Raw genomic sequence first — 21,172 nt, 5'->3', positions numbered from 1 at the left:
ATGCCGATGACAGGACCGGAAGCTGGCGGTGGCCCCGGCACGCCGCGCGGAAGCGGCGACGCCCGCTATTCCAACGGCGGCTACAACGCCGGGATGGCCGTCTTCAGCTACATCATTGGCGGGATCCTGGTGTGGAGTTTGATAGGCTGGTGGCTGGATAATCTCCTCGACACGCGCTGGTTGGTGCTGGCGGGAGCGTTCTTAGGTGCAGCGGGCGGTTTCTACCTCTCCCACATGCACAACCTCACCCGGGACCATACGCCGAATCCGCAGAGCGGATCCCGGCCGACGCCCGATGCCGGTACAGGACCCGAGTGACTCCCCATAACTCAACGAGTCGGACCAGTCACGCGGCCGAACAGATCTTGCCCAACGATGGACACTGCAGAGAGGAAACGCGTTGATCGCGCTTGCGCTCCCGGCCGCAACTACCGAAGAGGGATTCGTAGCCCCGACTATCGATGACACCCACTACCGGGACATCCTGCCCTGGGGTGGGGAATACGGCGTCCTCCTCGAGGGCGGCTTCGGGAAGCAGATGCTGCTGACCATCCTCTCGGTGGTCCTCATCGCCGCCTTCTTCCTCGTCGCCTCGAGGCGGAACCAGCTGGTGCCCGGCAAGCTGCAGTTCCTGGGGGAGTCCGCCTACGGATTCGTCCGGAACTCCATCGGCAAGGACATCATCGGCGGCAAGGAATTCCTGAAGTACGTGCCGTGGCTTTTCACCGCGTTCTTCTTCGTGCTGGTGAACAACATCTTCGGCGCGGTTCCCTTCCTGCAGCTGCCGACGTTCTCCCACCCCGGCAGCGCCTACGGCATCGCCGCCATCTTCTTCTTCCTCTGGGTCGGCATCGGCCTGAAGAGGCACGGTATCCGCTACTTCAAGCTGGCCGTGGTCCCCTCAGGTGTCCCCTGGTACATCCTGCTGATCGTGGTGCCGATCGAGATCATCTCGAACTTCATCGTCCGGCCGGTCACGCACTCGCTCCGACTCTTCGCCACCATGCTCGCGGGCCACCTGATCGTGACCCTCGCGGGTTCGGCCATCGAGTACATGGTCATGACGGGCAACATCCTGCTGCAGGGAACCAGCGTCCTGGTCCTCGTCGGATCCGTCGCGATGTACATGCTCGAAGCACTGATCATGATCCTGCAGGCCTACGTCTTCACGCTGCTGGCCGCGATCTACATCGAAGGCGCACTGCACGCCGACGCCCACTGATTCACACATGTCTTCCCCGTCGGGGATGATCCCAAACAACCTGTCGCATCAAGGCGGCATCTTGAAAGGAACACAATGGAAGTACAGGGTAGCCTCAACCTCGTTGGATACGGTCTCTCCGCAATCGGCGGTGGTATCGGTGTGGGTCTCGTCTTCGCGGCCTACATCAATGGCGTGGCTCGCCAGCCTGAGGCACAGCGTGTCCTCCAGCCCATCGCCTTCCTCGGCCTGGCACTGACCGAAGCCCTCGCGATCCTGGGCCTCGTCTTCGCCTTCGTCATCGGCGCCTGACACAGCCGTCCTGACCGACCGAAGACCAGTTGAAGAAAGACGGGTGAAAAATGCTTAACGCAGCGATTATGGCGGCGGAAGAGGGCTCCAATCCTCTGATCCCGAACCTATGGGAACTGCTGGTGACCGTTGTCGGCTTCGCCGTCCTGCTGTTCATCGTCTTCAAGTACGTCATGCCGGCGTTCGAGAAGACGTTCGCAGAGCGCACCGAGGCGATCGAAGGCGGTATCGCCAAGGCGGAGGCCGCACAGGCCGAAGCCAACGCGGCCCTCGACGAGTACAAGCAACAGCTTGTCGACGCACGCACCGAGGCCAACCGCATCCGTGAGGAAGCACGTGCCGAAGGTGCGCAGATCCTCGCGGACCTGAAGGAGAAGGCGGCTGCGGAGTCGGCTCGTATCACCGAGCAGGCCCACGTCCAGATCGAGGCCGAGCGTCAGGCCGCCGTGGTCTCGCTCCGCGCCGAGGTCGGCACGCTGGCGACCGATCTGGCGAGCCGTATCGTCGGTGAATCCCTCGCCGACGACGCCCGCTCCGGGCGCGTCGTCGATCGCTTCCTCGCCGATCTCGAGACCTCGTCGAGCGCAGGTGCATCGCAGTAATGGCCGGAGTATCGAGCGTCTCCCTGGCAACGGTCCGTGAAGGACTCGAGTCCCGCTTGGCGGGCGCGAACCTCGCGCTGGCCGAGGACCTGTTCGGCGTCCTGGCGATCCTTGACAGCAACGCAGGCCTCCGCCGGGCGCTGACGGATCCGTCCCGCACCGGGAAGGACAAGGCCGTGCTCGTCGATCAGCTGATCGCCGGACGCGTGTCCTCGGAGGCGGCCGGTGTCGTGCGCGACCTCGTCGGTGAGCGCTGGGCCAATGCCCGTGACATCGGTGATGCGCTGGAGACCCTGGCGGCCACCGTGGTGATCTCGGTCGCCGAGCAGGGAAGCGGCGTCGAGGGTCTGGAGCAACTCGAGAACGAGCTGTACTCCTTCATCCAGGTCGTCGCTTCGGACCACGCCCTGCAGAGGGCGCTCTCCGAGGCGCAGGCGTCGTCGGAGTCGAAGGTCACCCTCGGCCTGAAGCTCGTGCCGTCGGCAGGGCCTGCGAGCCGCCTGCTCATCACGCAGGCCGTCCGGTCGCCGCGCGGACTCAAGCCCGCTGCGCTGGTCGAGCGGTTCCTGGAACTGGTCGCGGCGCGCCAGCAGCGCTGGATCGCCGATGTCAGCGTCACCCGTCCGCTGTCGGCGAGCCAGTTCGAGCGCCTCGAGGCAGGGCTCAATGCCATGTACGGCCGCCAGTTGAAGGTCAACGTGAAGGTCGATCCGGCCCTCATCGGTGGCGTCCGCGTCAGCGTCGGTGACGAGATGGTCGATTCGACCGTCGTCACACGCCTGTCGGAGCTTCGCCGGAAGCTGGCGGGATAGGCGTTCGCGCCCCGTTCCGTGCCACACACACTGAATCACCCATCGGTCGCCACGCATCCTGCGGTGACCACAACACAGGAGAGCAGGGACTGAGATGGCCGAATTGACCATCAACGCCGAAGACGTCCGTAGTGCGTTGAACGACTTTGCGGCGTCCTACGAGCCCGGGAACGCGGAGCGCGTCGAAGTCGGCCGCGTGACCACCGCCAGCGACGGCATTGCCCGTGTCGAGGGGCTTCCCTCGGTCATGGCCAATGAGCTGCTGCGGTTCGAGGACGGCACGCTCGGACTCGCCCAGAACCTCGACACCCGCGAGATCGGTGTCGTCGTCCTCGGTGACTACAACGGCATCGAAGAAGGCCAGGAAGTGCACCGCACGGGCGAGATCCTCTCGGTTCCCGTGGGCGATGCCTTCCTCGGTCGCGTCGTCGACCCGCTGGGTCAGCCCATCGACGACCTCGGCGAGATCGTCTCCGAGGGGCGCCGTGCCCTGGAGACCCAGGCTCCCGGTGTCACGCAGCGCAAGTCGGTGCACGAGCCCATGCAGACCGGGCTCAAGGCCATCGACGCCATGATCCCCATCGGTCGCGGGCAGCGCCAGCTGATCATCGGTGACCGCCAGACCGGCAAGACCGCGATCGCGGTGGACACCATCATCAACCAGAAGGCCAACTGGGCCTCCGGTGACGTGAACAAGCAGGTCCGCTGCATCTATGTCGCGATCGGCCAGAAGGCGTCCACCATCGCCGCCGTCCGCCAGACCCTCGAGGACAAGGGCGCCCTGGAGTACACGACCATCGTCGCGTCTCCTGCGTCCGACCCCGCAGGCTTCAAGTACCTGGCGCCCTATGCCGGGTCCGCCATCGGGCAGCACTGGATGTACGGCGGCAAGCACGTCCTCATCGTGTTCGACGACCTGTCCAAGCAGGCCGAGGCCTACCGCGCCGTGTCGCTGCTGCTGCGCCGTCCGCCGGGACGCGAAGCCTACCCGGGCGACGTGTTCTACCTGCACTCCCGTCTGCTCGAGCGCTGTGCCAAGCTCTCCGACGAGCTCGGTGCCGGTTCGATGACGGGTCTCCCGCTCATCGAGACGAAGGCGAACGACGTCTCGGCGTACATCCCGACCAACGTCATCTCGATCACCGACGGCCAGATCTTCCTGCAGTCGGACCTCTTCAACGCCAACCAGCGTCCCGCCGTGGACGTCGGCGTGTCGGTGTCCCGCGTGGGTGGCGCCGCGCAGGTGAAGTCGATGAAGAAGGTCTCGGGCACCTTGAAGCTGGACCTCGCCCAGTACCGCGACATGCAGGCCTTCGCGATGTTCGCGTCGGACCTCGATGCCGCGTCGCGCCAGCAGCTGACGCGTGGTGCACGCCTGATGGAACTGCTCAAGCAGGGCCAGTACTCGCCGATGCCGGTCGAGCAGCAGGTCGTGTCCATCTGGGCCGGCACCAACGGTTACCTGGATGACGTCCCCGTCGAGGACATCAACCGCTTCGAGACGGAGTTCCTGGAGCACCTCGGCCACAAGTCGCAGATCCTCACGACGCTGGCCCAGACGGGCAAGCTCGAGGATTCGACGGCGGAGGAGCTGAAGACGCAGATCACCGACTTCAAGCAGGGCTTCTTCGGTGCCGGGGCCAACGGCTTCGGGGTCGGCAGCGAGCAGCACGAGGCGATCGACGCCGATTCGGTCGAGCAGGAAAAGATCGTCAGGCAGAAGCGCTAGAGGATCTGCTGCCGGGAGGGGCACCGCCCCTCCCGGCCTGCAGGACCCTGGCCTGAACGCTTCCCTCGGGGGGAGCGGAGGAAAGGACAAGAATGGGAGCCCAGATCCGGGTCTACCGCCAGAAGATCGCGTCGACGACGTCCACGCGGAAGATCTTCAAGGCGATGGAGCTGATCGCGACTTCTCGCATCGGCAAGGCACGCACGCGTGTCGCCGCGGCCCTGCCGTACGCCAATGCGATCACCCGCGCCGTGTCGGCCGTTTCGTCGCAGTCGGAAATCGACCACCCCCTCACGACCGAGCGCGGCGAGGTCAGGCGTGCAGCAGTCCTGGTCCTCACGTCCGATCGCGGCCTGGCGGGTTCGTACTCCGCGAGTGCGCTCAAGCAGGCCGAAGGCCTGTTCGAGACACTGCGGAGCGAAGGCAAGGACGTCAAGGCCTATCTGATCGGACGCAAGGCGCAGTCCTACTTCGACTTCCGCGGCCGCGGCTACGAGAAGGTCTGGACGGGGAACACCGATGCTCCCGAGTTCGAGACCGCCCGGGAGGTCGGAGCGGCTCTGCTGTCCTCCTTCCTGGAGGACTACGAGGACGGCGGCGTGGAGGAGATCCACGTGGTCTACACGAAGTTCCGCTCGATGGTGGTGCAGGAGCCGTCGGTCATGCGCCTGCTCCCGCTCGAAGTGGTCGACGAGCAGGTCACGCAGGAGGGCGACCTCCTGCCCCTCTACGAGTACGAGCCCGAGCCCGAGCAGGTGCTCGACGCACTGCTGCCGCGCTACATCGAATCGCGGATCTTCGCGGCGATGCTGCAGGCAGCAGCCAGCGAGCTCGCCGCCCGCCAGCGGGCGATGAAGTCCGCGGGTGACAACGCCACCGAGCTGATCAAGAAGTACACCCGGTTGCGGAACACCGCACGCCAGGCCGAGATCACCCAGGAGCTCTCCGAGATCGTGGCCGGCGCGGACGCGCTGAACGCCTCCTGACATCCTCCCCGCCCGGGCCCCGCAGGGGCGCCGGGTGGCACAGCTAGACTTAGTTCCACGCCATCTACGTAAATGAAGTGAGAGAGATGACTGCCCAGACTGTTGAACACGGTACGGACTCAGTTGCCCCCGGCGCCACCGGCCGTATTGCACGTGTCATCGGCCCGGTTGTCGACGTCGAGTTCCCGGCCGACGCAATCCCCGCAATGTACAACGCCCTCACCACCGAGATCACGCTCAACGGTGAGACCCGCCTGATCACCTTCGAGACGTCGCAGCACCTCGGCGACAACCTCGTGCGTGCCATCTCGCTGCAGGCGACCGACGGACTCGTCCGCGGCACCGTGGTGCAGGACACCGGCGCGGCGATCTCCGTGCCGGTGGGCGACGGCGTCAAGGGCCACATCTTCAACGTCCTGGGCAAGCCGCTCGACGTCGAGGAATCGGCGCTCGAGATCACCGAGCGCTGGCCCATCCACCGCAAGGCGCCGAGCTTCGCGTCCCTCGAGGGCTCCACGGAGATGCTCGAGACCGGTATCAAGGTCATCGACCTGCTCACCCCGTACATCAAGGGTGGCAAGATCGGTCTCTTCGGCGGTGCCGGCGTCGGCAAGACCGTCCTCATCCAGGAGATGATCACGCGTGTCGCCCGGAACTTCGGTGGCACCTCGGTCTTCGCCGGTGTCGGCGAGCGCACCCGTGAGGGCAACGACCTCTGGGTCGAGATGGAGGAGGCGGGCGTCCTCAAGGACACCGCCCTCGTGTTCGGCCAGATGGACGAGCCGCCCGGAACGCGCCTCCGCGTGGCACTGTCCGCACTGACCATGGCGGAGTACTTCCGCGATGTGCAGAACCAGGACGTGCTGCTCTTCATCGACAACATCTTCCGCTTCACCCAGGCGGGCTCCGAGGTCTCGACCCTGCTGGGTCGCATGCCGTCGGCCGTGGGGTACCAGCCGAACCTCGCCGACGAGATGGGTCTCCTGCAGGAGCGCATCACCTCGACGAAGGGTCACTCGATCACGTCCATGCAGGCCATCTACGTGCCTGCGGACGACTACACCGACCCGGCGCCGGCGACCACCTTCGCGCACCTCGATGCGACCACCGAGCTCTCCCGCGAGATCGCGTCCCGTGGCCTCTACCCGGCCGTGGACCCGCTCGCGTCGACCTCACGCATCCTGGACCCGCAGTACATCGGCCACGACCACTACAACACGGCCGTCCGCGTCAAGCAGATCCTCCAGAAGAACAAGGAACTGCAGGACATCATCGCGATCCTCGGTATCGACGAGCTCAGCGAGGAGGACAAGGTGATCGTCGCGCGTGCACGCCGCATCCAGCAGTTCCTCTCGCAGAACACCTACACCGCCAAGCAGTTCACCGGTGTCGAGGGTTCGACCGTCTCCATCAAGGACACCATCGAAGGCTTCTCGGCCATCTGCAACGGCGACCTCGACCACATCGCGGAGCAGGCGTTCTTCAACGTCGGCGGCCTCGACGACGTCGAGCGCCAGTGGGCCAAGATCCAAGAGCAGACCGGTAAGTAGCGCCGATGGCGACACACGGCGAACTCGAGGTCGAAATCGTCGCGGCCGACCACTTCGTGTGGTCGGGCGCGGCGCGCACGGTCAACGCCCGCACCGCGAACGGCCAGATCGGCATCCTGCCGGGCCACGCGCCCATCCTGGCGATCCTCGAGGCAGGCGAACTGTCCGTGGAGCCTGTCAACGGTGAGCGCCTCGTGGTCGGGGTCGACGGCGGCTTCTTCTCGGTCGACTCCAACCGGGTCGTGATCGTGGCGGACAACGCCAGGGTCGGCGGTTCGGTGACTCCGGAATCCGCCTAGGATCCCGAGCGTGGAGGCTCTGGGTGTGACGTTCATCTGCCTTGCGGTCCTGTTCGGACTTCTCGTGCTCGTGATCGGCGCGTTCCTCCTCCGCCGCTATCAGCTCAACCGTGCCCTCGGCACCTTCGACGCCTCCATCCGCCTCCCTCCCCAGGGCTGGCGGGTGGGGGTTTGTCGTTATACGGACAAGCACCTGGAGTGGCTCAGCCTCCTGTCGCTGAGCCCCCTGGCACGCTTCCGCTTCCTGCGCAGCTCCCTCGAGGTCGAGGGATGGCGCCCGCCCACCGAGGCCGAGCGCGTGCGCGTGCAGCCCGGAGCGATCATCGTGCACCTCGCCTACGAGGGCGAGTCCTTCGATCTGGCGATGAAGTACGACGTGTACGCAGGCCTCTCCTCCTGGATCGAGGCCGGCCCGGTCATCGGTATCGGCACTTGGCGCTGACCGCGCGGCTCACCGGCGTCGTCGATGGCGGTGCGGAGGGCCCGACCGTCAGACCTCGAGCGGCCTGATCCACGCTCCGTTGCGCAGGACGCCCTTCAGTTCCAGGTCCTCGGTGACCACCAGCGCGTCGGCACGCAGGCCACTCCGGAGGCTCCCGACCTCGTCGGCGAGACCCAGGACCCCCGCCGGAACCGCCGTCGCCGAGCGGACCGCGTCCACGAGCCCCACGCCGGCCTGCACCGTGCAGCGCAGGACGTCGAGGAGGCTGCCCGCACCCCCGGCCAGCGCCCCCGTCGCCGTCAGCACCGCTGATCCGCCGATCACGCTCACCTCGCTGCGACCCAGACGGTAGGCGCCCGAGGTGCGGCCGGCGGCCGACGTCGAGTCGCTGACGAGACAGATGTTCTCGCAGCCCGCGATGGTGAAGGCCATCCGCACGGTCTCGGCGTGCAGGTGCACGTTGTCCGCGATCAGTTCGACGGCGATCTCCCCTGCACGGGCGCGCTGCAGGAGGAGCGGGACAGGACCGGGCGACCGGTGGTGGATGCCCGGCATCGCGTTGAACAGGTGGGTTGCCGTCGGCCTCCCGCTGAAGCCGGCGAAACCCGTCGAGGCGAGCTCCTCGTTGATGAGGTCCAGCGCGGCCGCGGTCTCCTCGGTCGAGCTGTCGGTGTGCCCGATCGACGGGATCACGCCGTGCATCACCAGCTCGTAGACGAGCACGTCGCTGCCCGGCAGCTCCGGGGCGTACGTCATGGAGGCCAGCCGGCCCCGCCCCGCGGTGACGAGCCGGGCGACATCCTCCTGGGTGGGCAGGAGGAGGAAGGCCGGATCGTGCGCTCCGTGGCGCTCCTTCGAGAGGAACGGGCCCTCGGCGTGGATACCGGCGACGAGGCCGGCCTCGGCCGCATCCGCGAGGCGGGCGAAGGCGGCCTCGAGCTCGTCGAGCGGTGCGGCGCACGTGCTGGCCAGGACCGTCGTCGAGCCACTGCGGTGCAGGTGGGCGGCCGCGGCCTCGATGTCCGCCGCCGACCCCGACGTGAAGTCCCCGCCGCCCGCGCCGTGGCAGTGCAGGTCGACGAGTCCCGGGAGGATCAGGTGGTCCTCCGGGAGGCGCGATCCTGCAGGATGCCCGTCCGCCGGGCCCACCCGAGTGATGCGCGAGCCGTCCCAGCGCAGCACGCCGTCGTCGATGATCCCCGCGTCGGTCACGAGTCGTCCGGACAGGGCATCGGAGGTTCCGTGGGGAAGGGCCATGGTCCGATTCTAGGCGGTCGCCCTTCCCAGCACCGGGGGCAGGAAAGGCTCCGTCGGGTGCGAAGCCGCGCGGGTACCGCCGGGCGGCTAGAAGAGGCGTGAGGCGCTGTCGTCCACGCCGCGCATGGCGTCGTAGTCCAGAGTGAGGCAGTCGATCCCGCGGTCGGTGGCGAGGACGCGGGCCTGCGGCTTGATCTGCTGGGCCGCGAAGACGCCGCGGACCGGCGCCATGATGGGATCCCGGTTCAGCAGTTCGAGGTACCGCGTGAGCTGCTCGACGCCGTCGATGTCGCCGCGCCGCTTGAGCTCGATGGCGACGGTCCGCCCGGCGGAATCCCGCGCGAGGATGTCGACCGGGCCGATGGCCGTCATGTACTCGCGGCGGATCAGCGTGAACCCGGCACCGAGGAGTTCGATCTGCTCGGCGAGGAGGCGCTGGAGGTCGGCCTCGACGCCGTCCTTGACGAGGCCGGGATCGACGCCGAGGTCGTGGGAGGAGTCGTGGAGCTGCTCACGGATGCTGATGACGAGCCTGTCGTCGCTCTTGCCGTGCTGGACGGTCCAGACCTCGGTGATGCCCTCGGCGCGGTCGGCGTCGTCCGGAGCCGTCACGCGCAGCGTCGAGGGCGGGCTCATCCAGTTCAACGGCTTGTAGGAGCCGCCGTCCGAGTGCACCAGGACGGAGCCGTCGGACTTCACCACGAGGAGTCGCGTGGCCAGGGGGAGGTGGGCGCGGAGGCGGCCGACGTAGTCGACGGAGCAGCGGGCTATGACAAGACGCACGACGAAGACTCTACCGTCCGGAGCGCCGTGGCCCCCGCAGGGCCGGAGCGGGCGGGTACGGTCCGGATGGCAGACTGGGAGGGTGCCCCGTTCCAACCGACCGAACCGCCCGCGCGGGTCCTCCCGGCCCAAGTGGGCCGCCCCGCCGGAGCTGGACCTCGAACGTGCCCGGGCGGGCCTGCCCCAGCGCGAGTCGGCGCCCGACGGCGACTGGTCCATCCGGCGGATCACGGAGCGGAACGCCGCGAAGACCTACACGTGCCCGGGCTGCAACTCGTTCATCCTGCCCGGGATCGCCCACCTCGTGGTCTGGCGGGAGGACTCGTTCTTCGGGACCGAGGCAGCCCTGGCCGACCGCCGCCACTGGCACGTCCGGTGCTGGCAGACGCGCAGCTTCCGGTACTGAGGCGCCCGCCCCGGCCCCGGATCCGTGACGGGCGGCGACGGTCCGCGCCCGCCTAGACTGGACGGATGGCCAGCAGCGACACTCCCGAGTACACCTTCACGACGAGCGGTGCGGAGATCGAGATCCGGGCCTCGACGGTCCTGCCCGCCGATCGCCGGAACATCGAGCTGCGGACGGCCGACGGGCTCACGCTGGTGGGGGAGTACGCCGCTCCTGCCGGGGGCCGGGCACCGAAGGCCACGCTCGTCACCCTGCACCCCCTGCCGACGCACGGCGGCTTCATGGACTCGCACGTCTACAGGAAGGCGTCCTTCCGCCTCCCGGCCCTCGCGGACATCGCCGTCCTGCGGTTCAACACCCGCGGTACCTGCTCGCCGAGGGGCTGCAGCGACGGAGCGTTCGACGGCGGGGACGGCGAGCGGCTCGACCTCCAGGCCGCCGTCGACTGGGCCGTCGCCGAGGGCCTGCACCATATCTGGCTCGTCGGCTGGTCCTTCGGCACCGAGCTGTGCCTCAAGTACGGGGCGCAGGATCCGGTGGCCGAGCTCATCGAGGGCGCCATCCTGCTCTCCCCTCCGCTGCACCGCGCCGGCGACGCCGATCTCGACACCTGGGCCGCGAGCGGGCTGCCGCTGAAGGTCCTCGTCCCCGAGTTCGACGACTACCTCGTGCCCGAGGACGCCGCGGTACGGTTCGCCCGGGTACCGCAGGCGGACGTCACGGGTATCGACGGCGCCAAGCACCTGTGGGTGGGGGAGAAGTACGCGGCCCGCGCGCTCGACGAGATCGTCGCCGTCGTGCGTCCGTACGTAGCCGTTCCGCTGCCGGCCCGGTGGACGGGGCCGGCCGCCGTCGCGCCCTCGCCCGTCACCTCCCGCTGACCAGAGCCCGACCGGCCCGCCGGCCGATCGGTCGCTGCTACTGGCTGTCCTGCCGCGCGATGAAGACCTCCTTGAGGAGCAGCATGACGGCCGCGGCGGTGGGGATGGCGATCAGGGCGCCGAGCACGCCCAGGAGGCTTCCGCCGGCGATGACCGCGATGACCGCGACGGCACCCGGGACCGCGACGGCGCGCTGCATGATGCGGGGCGAGATGAAGTAGGCCTCGAACTGGAGGTAGGCGATGTAGGGGATGGCGAACAGCAGGGCCGTGTGCCAGCCGACGGTCAGGGCGATCAGGCTCACGAGGACCGCGGCGATGGTCCCGCCGACCAGCGGGATGAAGGCCAGGAGCGCGACGACGAAGGCGAGGAGGACCGAGAAGGGGACGTCCGCGATGGACATCACGATGAAGGCGAAGGTCCCGTTGAGGAGGGCGACGCAGGCCTGTCCGATCACGTACATGCCGACGCTGCGCGTGATCTCCTCGGACAGCACCTCGACCCGCGGCCTGCGCGACCTCGGAGCCAGGCGGTACGCCCATTTCTTCATCCCGGGCAGCGAGGCGAGGAAGTAGAGCGCGAGGACGAGGACCACGAGGGTGCCGAAGAGTCCGTTGAGGATGACCGACCCGACGCCCAGTACCCCACCGAAGATCCCGCCGACGGCTTCGCTGTTCGCGAAGAACCGGTCGATCTCGGAGCTGACGCGGTCGCGCAGCTGGAACTGGGCGTCGAGGGTGGTGAAGAACTCCGAGCTGAGGAAGTCGTCGGCGTAGCCCGGCGCGCGGTCCACGATCTGCGAGGTCTGGCTGACGATCGTCGGGATCAGGAGCGCGAAGAAGCCGGCGACGATCCCCACGAGGATCGAGAGGGCCACCGCGATTCCTGCGGGACGCGGGACGTGCTTCGTCTCGAGCCAGCGGACGATCGGGTCCAGCCCCAGGGCGATGAACAGCGCGGCGCCGATCCAGACGAGCAGCTCGCCCACGTTGGTGATGATGAAGAAGGCCAGCAGGGCGAGACCGACGCCGACGCTCATCATGAAGCCGAAGTGGATGGGGTGGGAGCGCATGCTGCGGGGATACGCACCGCCGAACTTGAGCCGCTCGTCGCTCAGGGCCACGTCGGGGTCGACGGCGACGGGACCGCGGTCGACCTCCGGCGGGAACTCGAAGCGCGGACGGGGTTGCGCCGAAGGCAGTGACCGGCGGGCGAGGGAGAACAGCGAGCGCAGGGTGGACGGCGGGGCGGTCGGGGTCGCGGGCCGCTCCGCGGTGGGCGATGCCTCGACGCCGGTGGCGACGGACTCGGGCCGTGGAAGCGGCTGATCGAGTGGGACGTCCTGGTGGTCTGTCAACGAAGAGCTCTGCTTTCACGTGAGCGGTGCCTCCACCGCGGTCTAGCGAAACCCTAACAGTCGGGCATCGCCGCGGAGGTGCTTGACGCGGACACCGCAGCCGGGCCGAGCGAGCATCCCGCGGGGTGAGGCACCGCACATGCCCGGCGGACCCGGACAGAACTTCGTTACCATTGGGTGATCATTCCTGAGCAGGTCACGGGCTGCATGCCGGACCGCCAGAGCGGAGGGGGCCACGTGGTCCGCCGTAACGGACGACGATAGGCAATCAGTGCGCGTGAAGACAGCAGTTCCGATCATCGTGGCAGGGCTCCTGCTGATGCTCCTGGGCATCGGGCAGCGGACGGTGTGGGCACCCGCGGAGACCGTGACGGCGAGCGTCGCGCAGGATGCGCAAGCCGCCCCGGTCACGGTGATCGAGCCGGGTGCACGCGGAAGCGCCGACGGAGCCGTCGAGGTGACGGTGACCGCGGACGGTCCGTTCACGCTCGCGGTCGGCAGGACGTCCGACGTCGAGGCGTGGGTGGGCGAGGCGGCCCACCTGGAGGTCACCGGCGTCAGTGAGGACACCCTGTCCAGCGAGCGGATCGACGGCGAGGAGACGGTGCCCGATCCGAGCGGGAGCGACCTGTGGATCAGCGAGGAGCCCGGGGACGGGACCCTGACCTACCGCTGGAGCGAGCCCCTCGAGGGTGACTGGTCGATCCTCCTCGCGGCGGACGGTGAGGCACCTGCACCTACCGAGGTGTCCGTCACGCGCCCCAATGACCGATCCACGCCCTTCGCCCTGCCCCTGATCATCGGCGGTGCGCTCGTCGTCGTGCTCGGAATCGCCCTGCTCTTCATCGCGCCGCGTTCCGACCGGAGCGGAGGTTCGCGAGGCAACGGCCGCGAGCCCGTCGAGGGGACGAGGGCCTACGCGCGACGCCACGGACAGGCCGGGGTGAAGGGCGCCGCCCCGTTCGCCGCCGCACCCACTGCCGTCGTCGTCGCGGGCCTTGTCGGCGCCGGATCGTTCCTGGGGATCGCCCCTGGCGTGGCGACGACGTCGCCGTCGGCCCCGTCCGGCGCGTCGAGCAGTCCCTCCGCCTCTGCCGCTCCCTCCGCCTCGGCCTCCGCCTCTCCCTCGGCCTCGGCCGAGCCGACGTCCGTCCAGGGCGGCGCACCCTCGGCCGGAAGTGACGCGAGTGGACCCCCGGTCGTGCTCGAGAGCCAGCTGGAGCGCATCCTCGGCTCGGTCGCCTCGACCGTCGCGGACGCCGACGCCGCATCCGATGCCGACCGCCTGGAGCCCCGTGTCGCAGGAGCCGCGCTGGAGCTCCGCACCGCCTCCTACGCAGTGGCAGCGAAGGACGCCAAGGCGACGGCGCCCGTCCCGGTCGCCGATGCACCGCTGCTGCTCCAGATGATCCCGACCGGTACGGAATGGCCGCGGACCGTCGTCGCGCTGACGCAGGGTGACGACAACCCGGTACCGCAGGCGCTCCTGCTGGTGCAGGAGACACCCCGGGACAACTACCGGCTGATGTCCGCGGTGCAGATGCTCCCGGGCAGCACCTTCCCCTCGGCACCTGCGCCCGGAGCCACCGGGTCCGTCCCCCTGGACACTGCAGGGGCGCTCGCCACGGCTCCGCAGGCCGCCGTCGACTCCATCGCCGATTTCCTCACTAAGCCCTCGGGAGCCAACGCCGAGACATTCGAGGAGAATTCCTTCGCCGAGGCCATTACGGAGTTCCAGTCCGGCGTCGTCGCGGACCCGGGCAACAAGGCCGCCAAGATCACCTTCACGCACGCCGCGGAAGAGGACGGGACCCATGCCCTCCTGACCGGAGACGGCGGTGCGATGGTCTTCGGATATCTCACCCACACCTACACCAGCCTTCCGAAGGGCGAGGGTGACACGATCGACCTCAAGGGGACCGTGTACCAGGCCCTCACCGGGAAGGCCGTCAGCACCAAGGGGATCGACGTCAACTACGGCGAGGCGGTCATGATGTACGTACCCCCGGCCGGCAGCGATGACAAGATCCGTGTCATCGGTGCCGCGCAGCAGCTGGTATCCGCCACCCTGCGCTGACGCACCCCGAGCCCGTAGAACCATCCACCACCAGCAGTCCGCCAGAGAGAGGCAGAGCATTGTCCACACCAGCACAGCGGGGCGGAATGCCGCCGTCGAGCATGAACCTGCGGGGAGCGGTGGACCTGTCCGCCCTGAAGGCGCGCGCGGATGCGGCGGCACGACCCGCCCCGGCACGTCCTGCGTCCGACGCCCCGAGTCCCTATGTGGTCGAGGTGACGGAGCAGACCTTCCCGCAGCTCGTGCAGCTCTCGTCCCAGGTGCCCGTCGTCGTGAACCTCCGCGCCACCTGGAGCGACCAGTCCAACCAGGTCACCGCGGTGCTCGAGGCGGCAACCGTGGCGGCCGACGGCACCATGCTGCTCGCGAACGTCGATCTGCAGGCGCAGCCGCAGATCGCCCAGGCCTTCCAGGCGCAGGGCGCACCGACCGTCGTCGCCGTGGTCAAGGGCCAGCCGGTCCCGCTGTTCGAGGGCGCACTGCCCGAACAGCAGATCCTCGCCTACCTCGACGAGCTGATGAAGGTCGCTGAAGCGAACGGGGTGACCGGGAGCCTCAACGACGGTTCACAGCCTGCACCGGCCGAGGCCGAGGAGCCGCCGCTGCCACCACTGCACCAAGCGGCCTTCGACGCGATCGAGGAGGGCGACTACCCGACGGCGGCAGCGGCCTACCGCCGCGCGCTCGCGGAGCAGCCCGCGGACGCCGATGCCAAGGCAGGGCTCGCGCAGGTCGAGCTGATGCAGCGCGTGCAGCATCTCGACGCCGCGGACGTGCGCCGGCGCGGGGCGGACAGTCCCGACGACGTGCAGGCCCAGCTCGCGGTCGCCGACCTGGACCTGACGGGCGGGCACGTGGAGGACGCATTGCAGCGCGTGATCACCTTCATCGGCCGGACCGCCGGAGAGGACAGGGAGACGGCACGCAAACGGCTTCTCGATCTGTTCGACGTCGTGGGCGTGACGGACCCGCGCGTCGTCAAGGCCCGGGGTGCCCTCGCGCGCGCCCTCTTCTAGCACCCGACCACATTTGCCGAGACCTCCCGCGAAGGACGCCATGACCCACGCCGCCACGCCGACCGGCACCGCCGGCCTCTTCGATCCCATCACCCTCCGATCGCTCGAGCTTCCGCATCGGGGCTGGGTCGCGGCCATGTGCCAGTACTCGTGCGACCCCGCGGTCGCTCCCGGTGTCCCCACCGACTGGCACCTCGTCCACCTCGGCCAGTTCGCCACCGGCGGCGCCGCCCTGATCATCACGGAGGCGGCCGCCGTCAGCCACGAGGGCATGATCAGCCCGCGCGACGCCGGGATCTGGACGCAGGAGCAGGCCGATGCGTGGCGCAGGATCAACGACTTCGTCCACGAGCACAGCGCCGTGGGGACGAAGACGGCCATCCAGCTGGCCCACGCGGGGCGCAAGGCGTCCACCTACTGGCCCTTCAGCGGCAGGCGCAACTCGGTTCCCGCGGCCGAGGGCGGCTGGGAGACCGTCGGCCCGACCGACGAGGCGTTCGGGTCGTACGCCGCGCCCCGGGCGATGACCGAGGAGGACATCGCGAAGGTCATCGCCGACTTCGGCGCCGCGGCGGTGCGGGCCGTCGATGCAGGCTTCGACACCATGGAGATCCACGCGGCCCACGGCTACCTACTGCACCAGTTCCTCTCGCCCCTGGTCAACACCCGGACGGACGGGTGGGGTGGATCGGAAGAGGCCCGCTTCCGTCTGACGCTCGAGGTGGTCCGCGAGGTGCGGCGGGTCATCCCGGAGACCATGCCGCTGCTGCTGCGCATCTCGGCCTCCGACTGGAGCGACGGCGGGATCGACGGTGCGGTCTCGGCGAGGCTCGCGAAGCGTGCGGCGGAGGAGGGCGTGGACTTCGTCGATGTCTCCTCGGGCGGCGCGGTCCCGGCAGCCACGATCCCCGTCGGGCCGGGCTACCAGGTGGCGCTGGCCGAAGAGGTACGCGGCTCCGGTGTCCCCACCGGTGCCGTCGGACTGATCAGCGACGCGCGCCAGGCGGACGCCGTCGTCCGCGAGGACCGTGCCGACGTCGTGCTGATCGCGCGGGCGGCATTGCGTGATCCGCACTGGTGGATGCGTGCGGCCCACGAGCTGGGCCACGAGCTCGTGCCCGCGCCGCAGTACGAGCGGGCCGGAGCGTTCTGACCCGGCGCCGCGATAGAGGAACCAGGTCCGCTTCTCCTCCTTTGGGATGACGAGTGGGCCGCGCACGCGTTGCTAGCGTGGATCCATGAGCTCCCTCGTGCCTCCTCCGTCCGATGAGAACAATCCCGAGGCGAAGGCCGGAACAGCGGCGCTGAGCATCCGCGGTCTCGCCAAGCGGTTCGGCGAGAAGATCGCCGTCAACGGTGTCGACCTCGAGGTCCCGTCCGGTTCCTTCTACGGGCTGGTGGGCCCCAACGGCGCCGGCAAGACCACGACGCTTTCGATGGCGACCGGCCTCCTCCGTCCGGACTACGGGCAGGCGCTCGTCCACGGCGTGGACGTCTGGGGCCAGCCGCTCGAGGCGAAGAAGCTGATGGGCATCCTGCCCGACGGCGTCCGCCTGTTCGACCGGCTCACGGGAGAACAGCTCGTGACCTACGCCGGCCTCCTGCGGGGGATGGACCGGGACACCGTGGTCGAGCGGACGGGTGACCTCCTGCGGGCGCTCGACCTCACACAGGATGCCGGGACGCTGGTGGTCGACTACTCCGCCGGCATGACGAAGAAGATCGCCCTCGCCTCCGCGCTCATCCATGCACCGAAGCTCCTCGTCCTCGACGAGCCGTTCGAATCCGTCGATCCGGTGTCGGCGGCGAACATCCGCGACATACTCAGCGGGTACGTGCGGTCCGGCGGGTCCGTGATCGTCTCGAGCCACGTGATGGACCTGGTGCAGCGCATGTGTGATCACGTCGCGGTTATCGCCGCCGGGACCGTGCTCGCGGCCGGGACGATCGACGAGGTCCGGGGAGACGGCTCCCTCGAGGACCGTTTCGTGGAACTCGTCGGCGGGCGTACGACGTCGGAAGGCCTGTCATGGTTGCGGACCTCCTGAGACTGAAGCTCCTCCTGCTGCGCAACTCCTTCCGACGCAGCACCGCTCAGCTCGTCGGGGTGATCCTCGGCGGACTGTACGGCCTCGGTATCCTCGGTTTCATCGTCGTCGGCCTGGTGCTCCTCGGCTCGGCCGACCTCGAGCTCATCCGCACCATCCTGGTGATCGGCGGTTCGGCGACAGTTCTCGGCTGGATCATCATCCCGATCGCCGCGACCGGCATCGACATGACGCTGGACCCCGCGCGATTCGTCACGTTCGCCATCCCGATGCGCCAACTCCTCGCCGGGCTGGTGCTCGGTGGCGTGGCCGGGATCCCCGGCATCATCACGCTCATCGCGAGCCTCGCGCAGGTGCTGACCTGGATCCGCTACCCCGCAGCGGCGGCCATGGCGCTGGTCTGTGCGCTGATCGCCGTCCTGCTCTGCGTGGTGGCGTCCCGACTCGTGACGACGGTGGTGTCCTCGATGACCGGGTCCCGGCGTTTCAAGGACGTCAACGGGATCGTCGCCTTCATCCCGCTGCTCTTCCTCGGGCCCATCATCGGTGGCGTGACCGCAGGGTTCCAGAACTCGCCCGGCTTCGCCGCGAAGCTCGCCGATGTGCTGGCCTGGACCCCGCTCGGCGCCCTGTGGGCAGCGCCGGCGGACGTCGCCGCCGGCGCTCCGGGACTCGGCGTCGTCCGGCTCCTCATCGGAGCCGGCACGCTGGCGTTGTTCGTCCTCCTGTGGAGCCGCAGCCTCAGCCACGCCCTGGTGACGCCGCCGTACAACGCGGTCGCCAAACGGGCCGGCGGCAACCTCGGGTTCCTCGGGCGATTCCCGGCGACGCCGGCGGGCGCCGTGGCAGCGCGGGCGCTGACGTACTGGTTCAGGGACCCCCGGTACTTCGCGTCCCTGGTGGTGATCCCGTTCATCGCCGTTCTGCTCTTCTTCTCCGGCGGGACGACCGGAGGCGCGTTCGCCTTCCTCGGGCCCATCACGGCGTTCCTGATGGCCTGGTCCATCTCCGCCGACATCTCCTACGACAACACGGCGTTCAGCCTGCATCTCTCCACCGGTGTCCGCGGGCGGGACGACCGCCTGGGCAGGGCAGTGGCGCTGCTGGTGTTCGCGGTGCCGATCACGCTGGTCTTCACGGTCGTCCCGCTCGTGATCGCGGGACGGATCGGCGATCTGCCGGCGATGCTCGGACTCTCGCTGGGACTGCTCCTCACGGGGGCGGGACTGTCCAGCATCGTCTCCGCAAGGTACACCTACAACGTGCCGTTGCCGGGGGAGAGCGCCTTCAAGACGCCGCCCGGGACCAACTTCATGATGTTCGCGGTGCAGTTCATCGGCTGGTTCGTGATGCTCGTGCTGGCGCTGCCGGAGATCGTCCTCGCGATCGTGTACCTCGTCAGCGGCGATGCCCTGTTCGGGTGGCTCGCGCTGGCGGTAGGGGTGGCGCTGGGCGGAGTGCTGCTCGTGGTCGGTCTACGGGTCGGCGGCCGCTGGTACGACCGGCGTGCTCCTGAGCTGCTGCTGGCGGTGTCGGCGAACCGTTGAGTGCTCGTCGCCGATCTTGGCGACGTTGCTGTTGCTGACGTTGCTGTTGGCACGCGGCTCCAGAGGCTCCCCGGTCTCCGGCTGGCGCCGGTTGTGCATAACGGAAGGGTGGAAAAGCGCCACGCTATGCTGTTGGGCATTCGAGTGCCGGGCGAGTGCGATGGAGGAGTCCCATGGTCTTTGTTCGTACGGACGGCCAGGGACTCGGGCGTGTCGCTGCGGCGCTGGCCGGCGGTGCTGTGGCGGTCATGCTGCTGTCCGGTTGTCAGGGCGACACCGAGCCGACTCCCACGGCGGCTCCTTCCGCGCCGCAGGCCTCCGCCTCGGCAACCCCGACCGGTGACATGCCCACCGCCTCGCCGACCGCCGCGGCGACTCCTCGGCCTTCTCCTGCCTCGTCCGCCGGCCCCGCGACCAATCTGCCGGTTCCAGTCAAACCGGCACTTGCCGATGAAAACACGGCAGCGGGCCTCGAGGCCTTCACGAAGTACTGGTTCGAACTGTTCTCCTACGGGTACGAGACGAACGACTGGGCGCCCTTCGAGGCGGTCACTGATCCTGGATGTGGCACCTGCTCCAACGTTGTGGCGGCAGTACAGAAGATTTATCAGCCGGGTGGTTGGGTTGTTGGAGCACAATCTGAAGTGACTGCATTTTCAACTGATTTTAGAGCCAATACGCAGGGATCAGTTAGCTCGTTTGTAGAGGTCGTTCAATCAGAGACCACGACTTTCTCGGAATCGGGCGGAGAAACGGGGAACGACTCTTCGAAAGCACCTTCCACGAACATTACTTTTGCGATCTTCGATGACACTCAATGGCTTATGTTGGATTTCGGACCACCTGAAGGATCCGAGTGATGGTTCGCCGAGAGAGCCTCCTGGTTACGATAACGTCAACTGCCGCGTTAGGCTTCATTGGATTGATAACAGCTCCCGTGTCCTTTGCCGCGGATACTGGTATCGATTTTGAAGATCAATTTGTAAAAGCTTCGAATTCGAGCAAGACTATCCGACCAGCGGAGACAGCGGCAGGGGCGAATTCGGACGAGGAAGAGGTGAAGCTGCCCACCCCTATACAGCCCGCGGCGTTGGCTGAAGACGACGGCATCTCGTATGCGTATGAGCGTGCTTGCACAGCAGGAATTGGCAGCGATCTCGATCCCGGTCGATGCCCGACTATCGACGCTGTGTGCGACGCTCAGGAGGGCGGCGTCCTCGTGAATTGGATCGAGGTCGACAGCAACGTGCAGCCTGCGTCCCAGACGCCGACCGGACGCTCGTCGTGCATGTATCCCGGCGCGCCTCCTGAGCCTCCGGTCGAAGGAACGGCGGCTCCCGCGGCCGAGGAGGCACCGATCGTCATCACGCTCGAGGAGTTCCAGAAGCAGCCTGTCGTCGCTGCGACGATCATCTCGCAGCCCCTGAACTTCGGACTGAAGAACGCCCATTCCAACATCTATGCCGAGGCTACCGAGCAGGAGTTCATCTTCGACTTCCAGGAGGCGACCATCGTGCTCAAAGCCCGGCCCGTCTCGTACGAATGGTCCTACGGCGACGGAACAAGCCTGACGACCTCGGTCCCCGGTGGGCCGGTTGAAGGCGATGCTTTCGATACCCAGACCCCGACGAGTCACCAGTATGCGGAGACCGGCGACTTCCAACTCACGCTGACCACATTGTTCGCGGGGGACTACTCGGTGGACGGCGGTCCTTTCCAGCCCGTGGCGGGCGAAGCCGCCGTGGTCTCGGAGCCGCACCTGATGAGCATCTGGCGCACACAGGGCAACAGTGTGAGCGAGAACTGCATCGAGAACCCCAGTGGGATCGGCTGCGAGGCCCCGATCCGCTGATATCGACTGACGGAT

22 protein-coding genes are annotated in these 21,172 nt (G+C 68.0%); 19 read left to right on the top strand and 3 right to left on the bottom strand.

Annotated elements, in window-relative coordinates; translation table 11 throughout:
• The 10 genes from NVV32_RS10280 to NVV32_RS10235 all read left to right on the top strand — a co-directional run bounded on the left by NVV32_RS10280 (window position 1) and on the right by NVV32_RS10235 (window position 7,933).
• Window positions 1–318, top strand: coding sequence for an AtpZ/AtpI family protein (locus tag NVV32_RS10280; protein WP_235499024.1), 318 nt, complete (start codon window positions 1–3; stop codon window positions 316–318).
• An 82-nt stretch (window positions 319–400) separates the two neighbouring features.
• Window positions 401–1,222 (top strand): F0F1 ATP synthase subunit A, encoded by an 822-nt coding sequence (gene atpB / locus NVV32_RS10275; protein ID WP_055773003.1) that lies wholly within the window; start codon window positions 401–403, stop codon window positions 1,220–1,222.
• 75 nt (window positions 1,223–1,297) lie between these two features.
• Window positions 1,298–1,513: an ATP synthase F0 subunit C gene (locus NVV32_RS10270; RefSeq protein WP_019481292.1), complete on the top strand. Its 216-nt coding sequence runs from the start codon at window positions 1,298–1,300 to the stop codon at window positions 1,511–1,513.
• A gap of 50 nt (window positions 1,514–1,563) precedes the next feature.
• Entirely contained in the window at window positions 1,564–2,115 is a 552-nt protein-coding gene (locus tag NVV32_RS10265) for a F0F1 ATP synthase subunit B (protein ID WP_055772999.1), read from the top strand.
• Entirely contained in the window at window positions 2,115–2,927 is an 813-nt protein-coding gene (locus NVV32_RS10260) for a F0F1 ATP synthase subunit delta (protein WP_055772997.1), read from the top strand. The genes NVV32_RS10265 and NVV32_RS10260 overlap by 1 nt, the downstream gene beginning before the upstream one ends.
• A 94-nt stretch (window positions 2,928–3,021) precedes the next feature.
• On the top strand, window positions 3,022–4,656 hold the full coding sequence (gene atpA, locus NVV32_RS10255) for a F0F1 ATP synthase subunit alpha (protein ID WP_055772994.1): 1,635 nt from the start codon (window positions 3,022–3,024) through the stop codon (window positions 4,654–4,656).
• 92 nt (window positions 4,657–4,748) lie between these two features.
• Window positions 4,749–5,642, top strand: coding sequence for a F0F1 ATP synthase subunit gamma (locus NVV32_RS10250; protein ID WP_055772991.1), 894 nt, complete (start codon window positions 4,749–4,751; stop codon window positions 5,640–5,642).
• Window positions 5,643–5,728: 86 nt separating this feature from the next.
• The gene (gene atpD / locus NVV32_RS10245) at window positions 5,729–7,192 is read left to right on the top strand and encodes a F0F1 ATP synthase subunit beta (RefSeq protein ID WP_055772988.1); all 1,464 of its coding nucleotides are present in this window, start codon (window positions 5,729–5,731) and stop codon (window positions 7,190–7,192) included.
• Between the two features lie 5 nt (window positions 7,193–7,197).
• A complete protein-coding gene (locus NVV32_RS10240) occupies window positions 7,198–7,491 on the top strand; it encodes a F0F1 ATP synthase subunit epsilon (RefSeq protein ID WP_055772985.1) in 294 nt (97 codons plus the stop codon).
• Between the two features lie 10 nt (window positions 7,492–7,501).
• A complete protein-coding gene (locus NVV32_RS10235) occupies window positions 7,502–7,933 on the top strand; it encodes a DUF2550 domain-containing protein (RefSeq protein ID WP_055772981.1) in 432 nt (143 codons plus the stop codon).
• A 48-nt stretch (window positions 7,934–7,981) separates the two neighbouring features.
• Here the strand turns inward: NVV32_RS10235 and NVV32_RS10230 are convergent, their stop codons facing one another.
• Together NVV32_RS10230 and nucS are read right to left on the bottom strand one after the other, a co-directional pair.
• Window positions 7,982–9,190 (bottom strand): N-acetylglucosamine-6-phosphate deacetylase, encoded by a 1,209-nt coding sequence (locus tag NVV32_RS10230; RefSeq protein WP_055772978.1) that lies wholly within the window; start codon window positions 9,188–9,190, stop codon window positions 7,982–7,984.
• Window positions 9,191–9,277: 87 nt separating this feature from the next.
• A complete protein-coding gene (nucS, locus tag NVV32_RS10225; protein ID WP_422390069.1) occupies window positions 9,278–9,973 on the bottom strand; it encodes an endonuclease NucS in 696 nt (231 codons plus the stop codon).
• Between the two features lie 82 nt (window positions 9,974–10,055).
• Here nucS and NVV32_RS10220 point away from each other — a divergent pair, with 82 nt between their 5' ends.
• Together NVV32_RS10220 and NVV32_RS10215 are read left to right on the top strand one after the other, a co-directional pair.
• Entirely contained in the window at window positions 10,056–10,379 is a 324-nt protein-coding gene (locus NVV32_RS10220; protein WP_055772972.1) for a hypothetical protein, read from the top strand.
• Between the two features lie 65 nt (window positions 10,380–10,444).
• Window positions 10,445–11,260, top strand: a complete 816-nt coding sequence (locus NVV32_RS10215) for an alpha/beta hydrolase (RefSeq protein WP_422390068.1) — start codon at window positions 10,445–10,447, stop codon at window positions 11,258–11,260.
• A gap of 37 nt (window positions 11,261–11,297) precedes the next feature.
• Here NVV32_RS10215 and NVV32_RS10210 read toward each other — a convergent pair whose 3' ends face one another.
• Window positions 11,298–12,617 (bottom strand): AI-2E family transporter, encoded by a 1,320-nt coding sequence (locus tag NVV32_RS10210; protein ID WP_422390067.1) that lies wholly within the window; start codon window positions 12,615–12,617, stop codon window positions 11,298–11,300.
• A 277-nt stretch (window positions 12,618–12,894) separates the two neighbouring features.
• Here NVV32_RS10210 and NVV32_RS10205 point away from each other — a divergent pair, with 277 nt between their 5' ends.
• From NVV32_RS10205 to NVV32_RS10175, 7 genes are all read left to right on the top strand, one after another.
• Window positions 12,895–14,694 (top strand): hypothetical protein, encoded by a 1,800-nt coding sequence (locus NVV32_RS10205; protein WP_422390066.1) that lies wholly within the window; start codon window positions 12,895–12,897, stop codon window positions 14,692–14,694.
• 59 nt (window positions 14,695–14,753) lie between these two features.
• Window positions 14,754–15,710 (top strand): tetratricopeptide repeat protein, encoded by a 957-nt coding sequence (locus NVV32_RS10200; protein WP_055772963.1) that lies wholly within the window; start codon window positions 14,754–14,756, stop codon window positions 15,708–15,710.
• Window positions 15,711–15,750: 40 nt separating this feature from the next.
• A complete protein-coding gene (locus tag NVV32_RS10195; protein WP_422390065.1) occupies window positions 15,751–16,863 on the top strand; it encodes an NADH:flavin oxidoreductase/NADH oxidase in 1,113 nt (370 codons plus the stop codon).
• 85 nt (window positions 16,864–16,948) lie between these two features.
• Window positions 16,949–17,758, top strand: coding sequence for an ABC transporter ATP-binding protein (locus NVV32_RS10190; protein ID WP_082471616.1), 810 nt, complete (start codon window positions 16,949–16,951; stop codon window positions 17,756–17,758).
• Window positions 17,740–19,305: a transporter gene (locus tag NVV32_RS10185; RefSeq protein WP_422390064.1), complete on the top strand. Its 1,566-nt coding sequence runs from the start codon at window positions 17,740–17,742 to the stop codon at window positions 19,303–19,305. Before NVV32_RS10190 ends, NVV32_RS10185 begins: the two co-directional genes overlap by 19 nt.
• 173 nt (window positions 19,306–19,478) lie before the next feature.
• Window positions 19,479–20,165 (top strand): DUF6318 family protein, encoded by a 687-nt coding sequence (locus NVV32_RS10180; RefSeq protein ID WP_422390063.1) that lies wholly within the window; start codon window positions 19,479–19,481, stop codon window positions 20,163–20,165.
• A gap of 77 nt (window positions 20,166–20,242) precedes the next feature.
• Window positions 20,243–21,157: a hypothetical protein gene (locus tag NVV32_RS10175; RefSeq protein WP_422390062.1), complete on the top strand. Its 915-nt coding sequence runs from the start codon at window positions 20,243–20,245 to the stop codon at window positions 21,155–21,157.
• The last annotated feature ends 15 nt before the right edge of the window (window positions 21,158–21,172 follow it).

It is taken from the genome of Arthrobacter sp. N1 (genome assembly GCF_048288285.1).
In the GTDB taxonomy this organism is placed as follows: Bacteria; Actinomycetota; Actinomycetes; order Actinomycetales; family Micrococcaceae; genus Arthrobacter_D.
The sequence above is the reverse complement of the archived record's forward strand: the minus strand, read 5'-3'. Positions and strand labels throughout refer to the sequence as shown.

Bases quoted from the DNA above. Each gene is read 5' to 3' on its own strand.
- NVV32_RS10180 (WP_422390063.1), top strand. From the start codon at position 19,479: ATGGTCTTTGTTCGTACGGACGGCCAGGGACTCGGGCGTGTCGCTGCG.
- NVV32_RS10190 (WP_082471616.1), top strand. From the start codon at position 16,949: ATGAGCTCCCTCGTGCCTCCTCCGTCCGATGAGAACAATCCCGAGGCG.
- NVV32_RS10240 (WP_055772985.1), top strand. From the start codon at position 7,198: ATGGCGACACACGGCGAACTCGAGGTCGAAATCGTCGCGGCCGACCAC.
- NVV32_RS10195 (WP_422390065.1), top strand. From the start codon at position 15,751: ATGACCCACGCCGCCACGCCGACCGGCACCGCCGGCCTCTTCGATCCC.
- atpD (WP_055772988.1), top strand. From the start codon at position 5,729: ATGACTGCCCAGACTGTTGAACACGGTACGGACTCAGTTGCCCCCGGC.
- NVV32_RS10215 (WP_422390068.1), top strand. From the start codon at position 10,445: ATGGCCAGCAGCGACACTCCCGAGTACACCTTCACGACGAGCGGTGCG.
- NVV32_RS10250 (WP_055772991.1), top strand. From the start codon at position 4,749: ATGGGAGCCCAGATCCGGGTCTACCGCCAGAAGATCGCGTCGACGACG.
- NVV32_RS10280 (WP_235499024.1), top strand. From the start codon at position 1: ATGCCGATGACAGGACCGGAAGCTGGCGGTGGCCCCGGCACGCCGCGC.
- NVV32_RS10185 (WP_422390064.1), top strand. From the start codon at position 17,740: ATGGTTGCGGACCTCCTGAGACTGAAGCTCCTCCTGCTGCGCAACTCC.
- NVV32_RS10270 (WP_019481292.1), top strand. From the start codon at position 1,298: ATGGAAGTACAGGGTAGCCTCAACCTCGTTGGATACGGTCTCTCCGCA.
- NVV32_RS10230 (WP_055772978.1), bottom strand. From the start codon at position 9,190: ATGGCCCTTCCCCACGGAACCTCCGATGCCCTGTCCGGACGACTCGTG.
- NVV32_RS10265 (WP_055772999.1), top strand. From the start codon at position 1,564: ATGCTTAACGCAGCGATTATGGCGGCGGAAGAGGGCTCCAATCCTCTG.
- atpA (WP_055772994.1), top strand. From the start codon at position 3,022: ATGGCCGAATTGACCATCAACGCCGAAGACGTCCGTAGTGCGTTGAAC.
- NVV32_RS10260 (WP_055772997.1), top strand. From the start codon at position 2,115: ATGGCCGGAGTATCGAGCGTCTCCCTGGCAACGGTCCGTGAAGGACTC.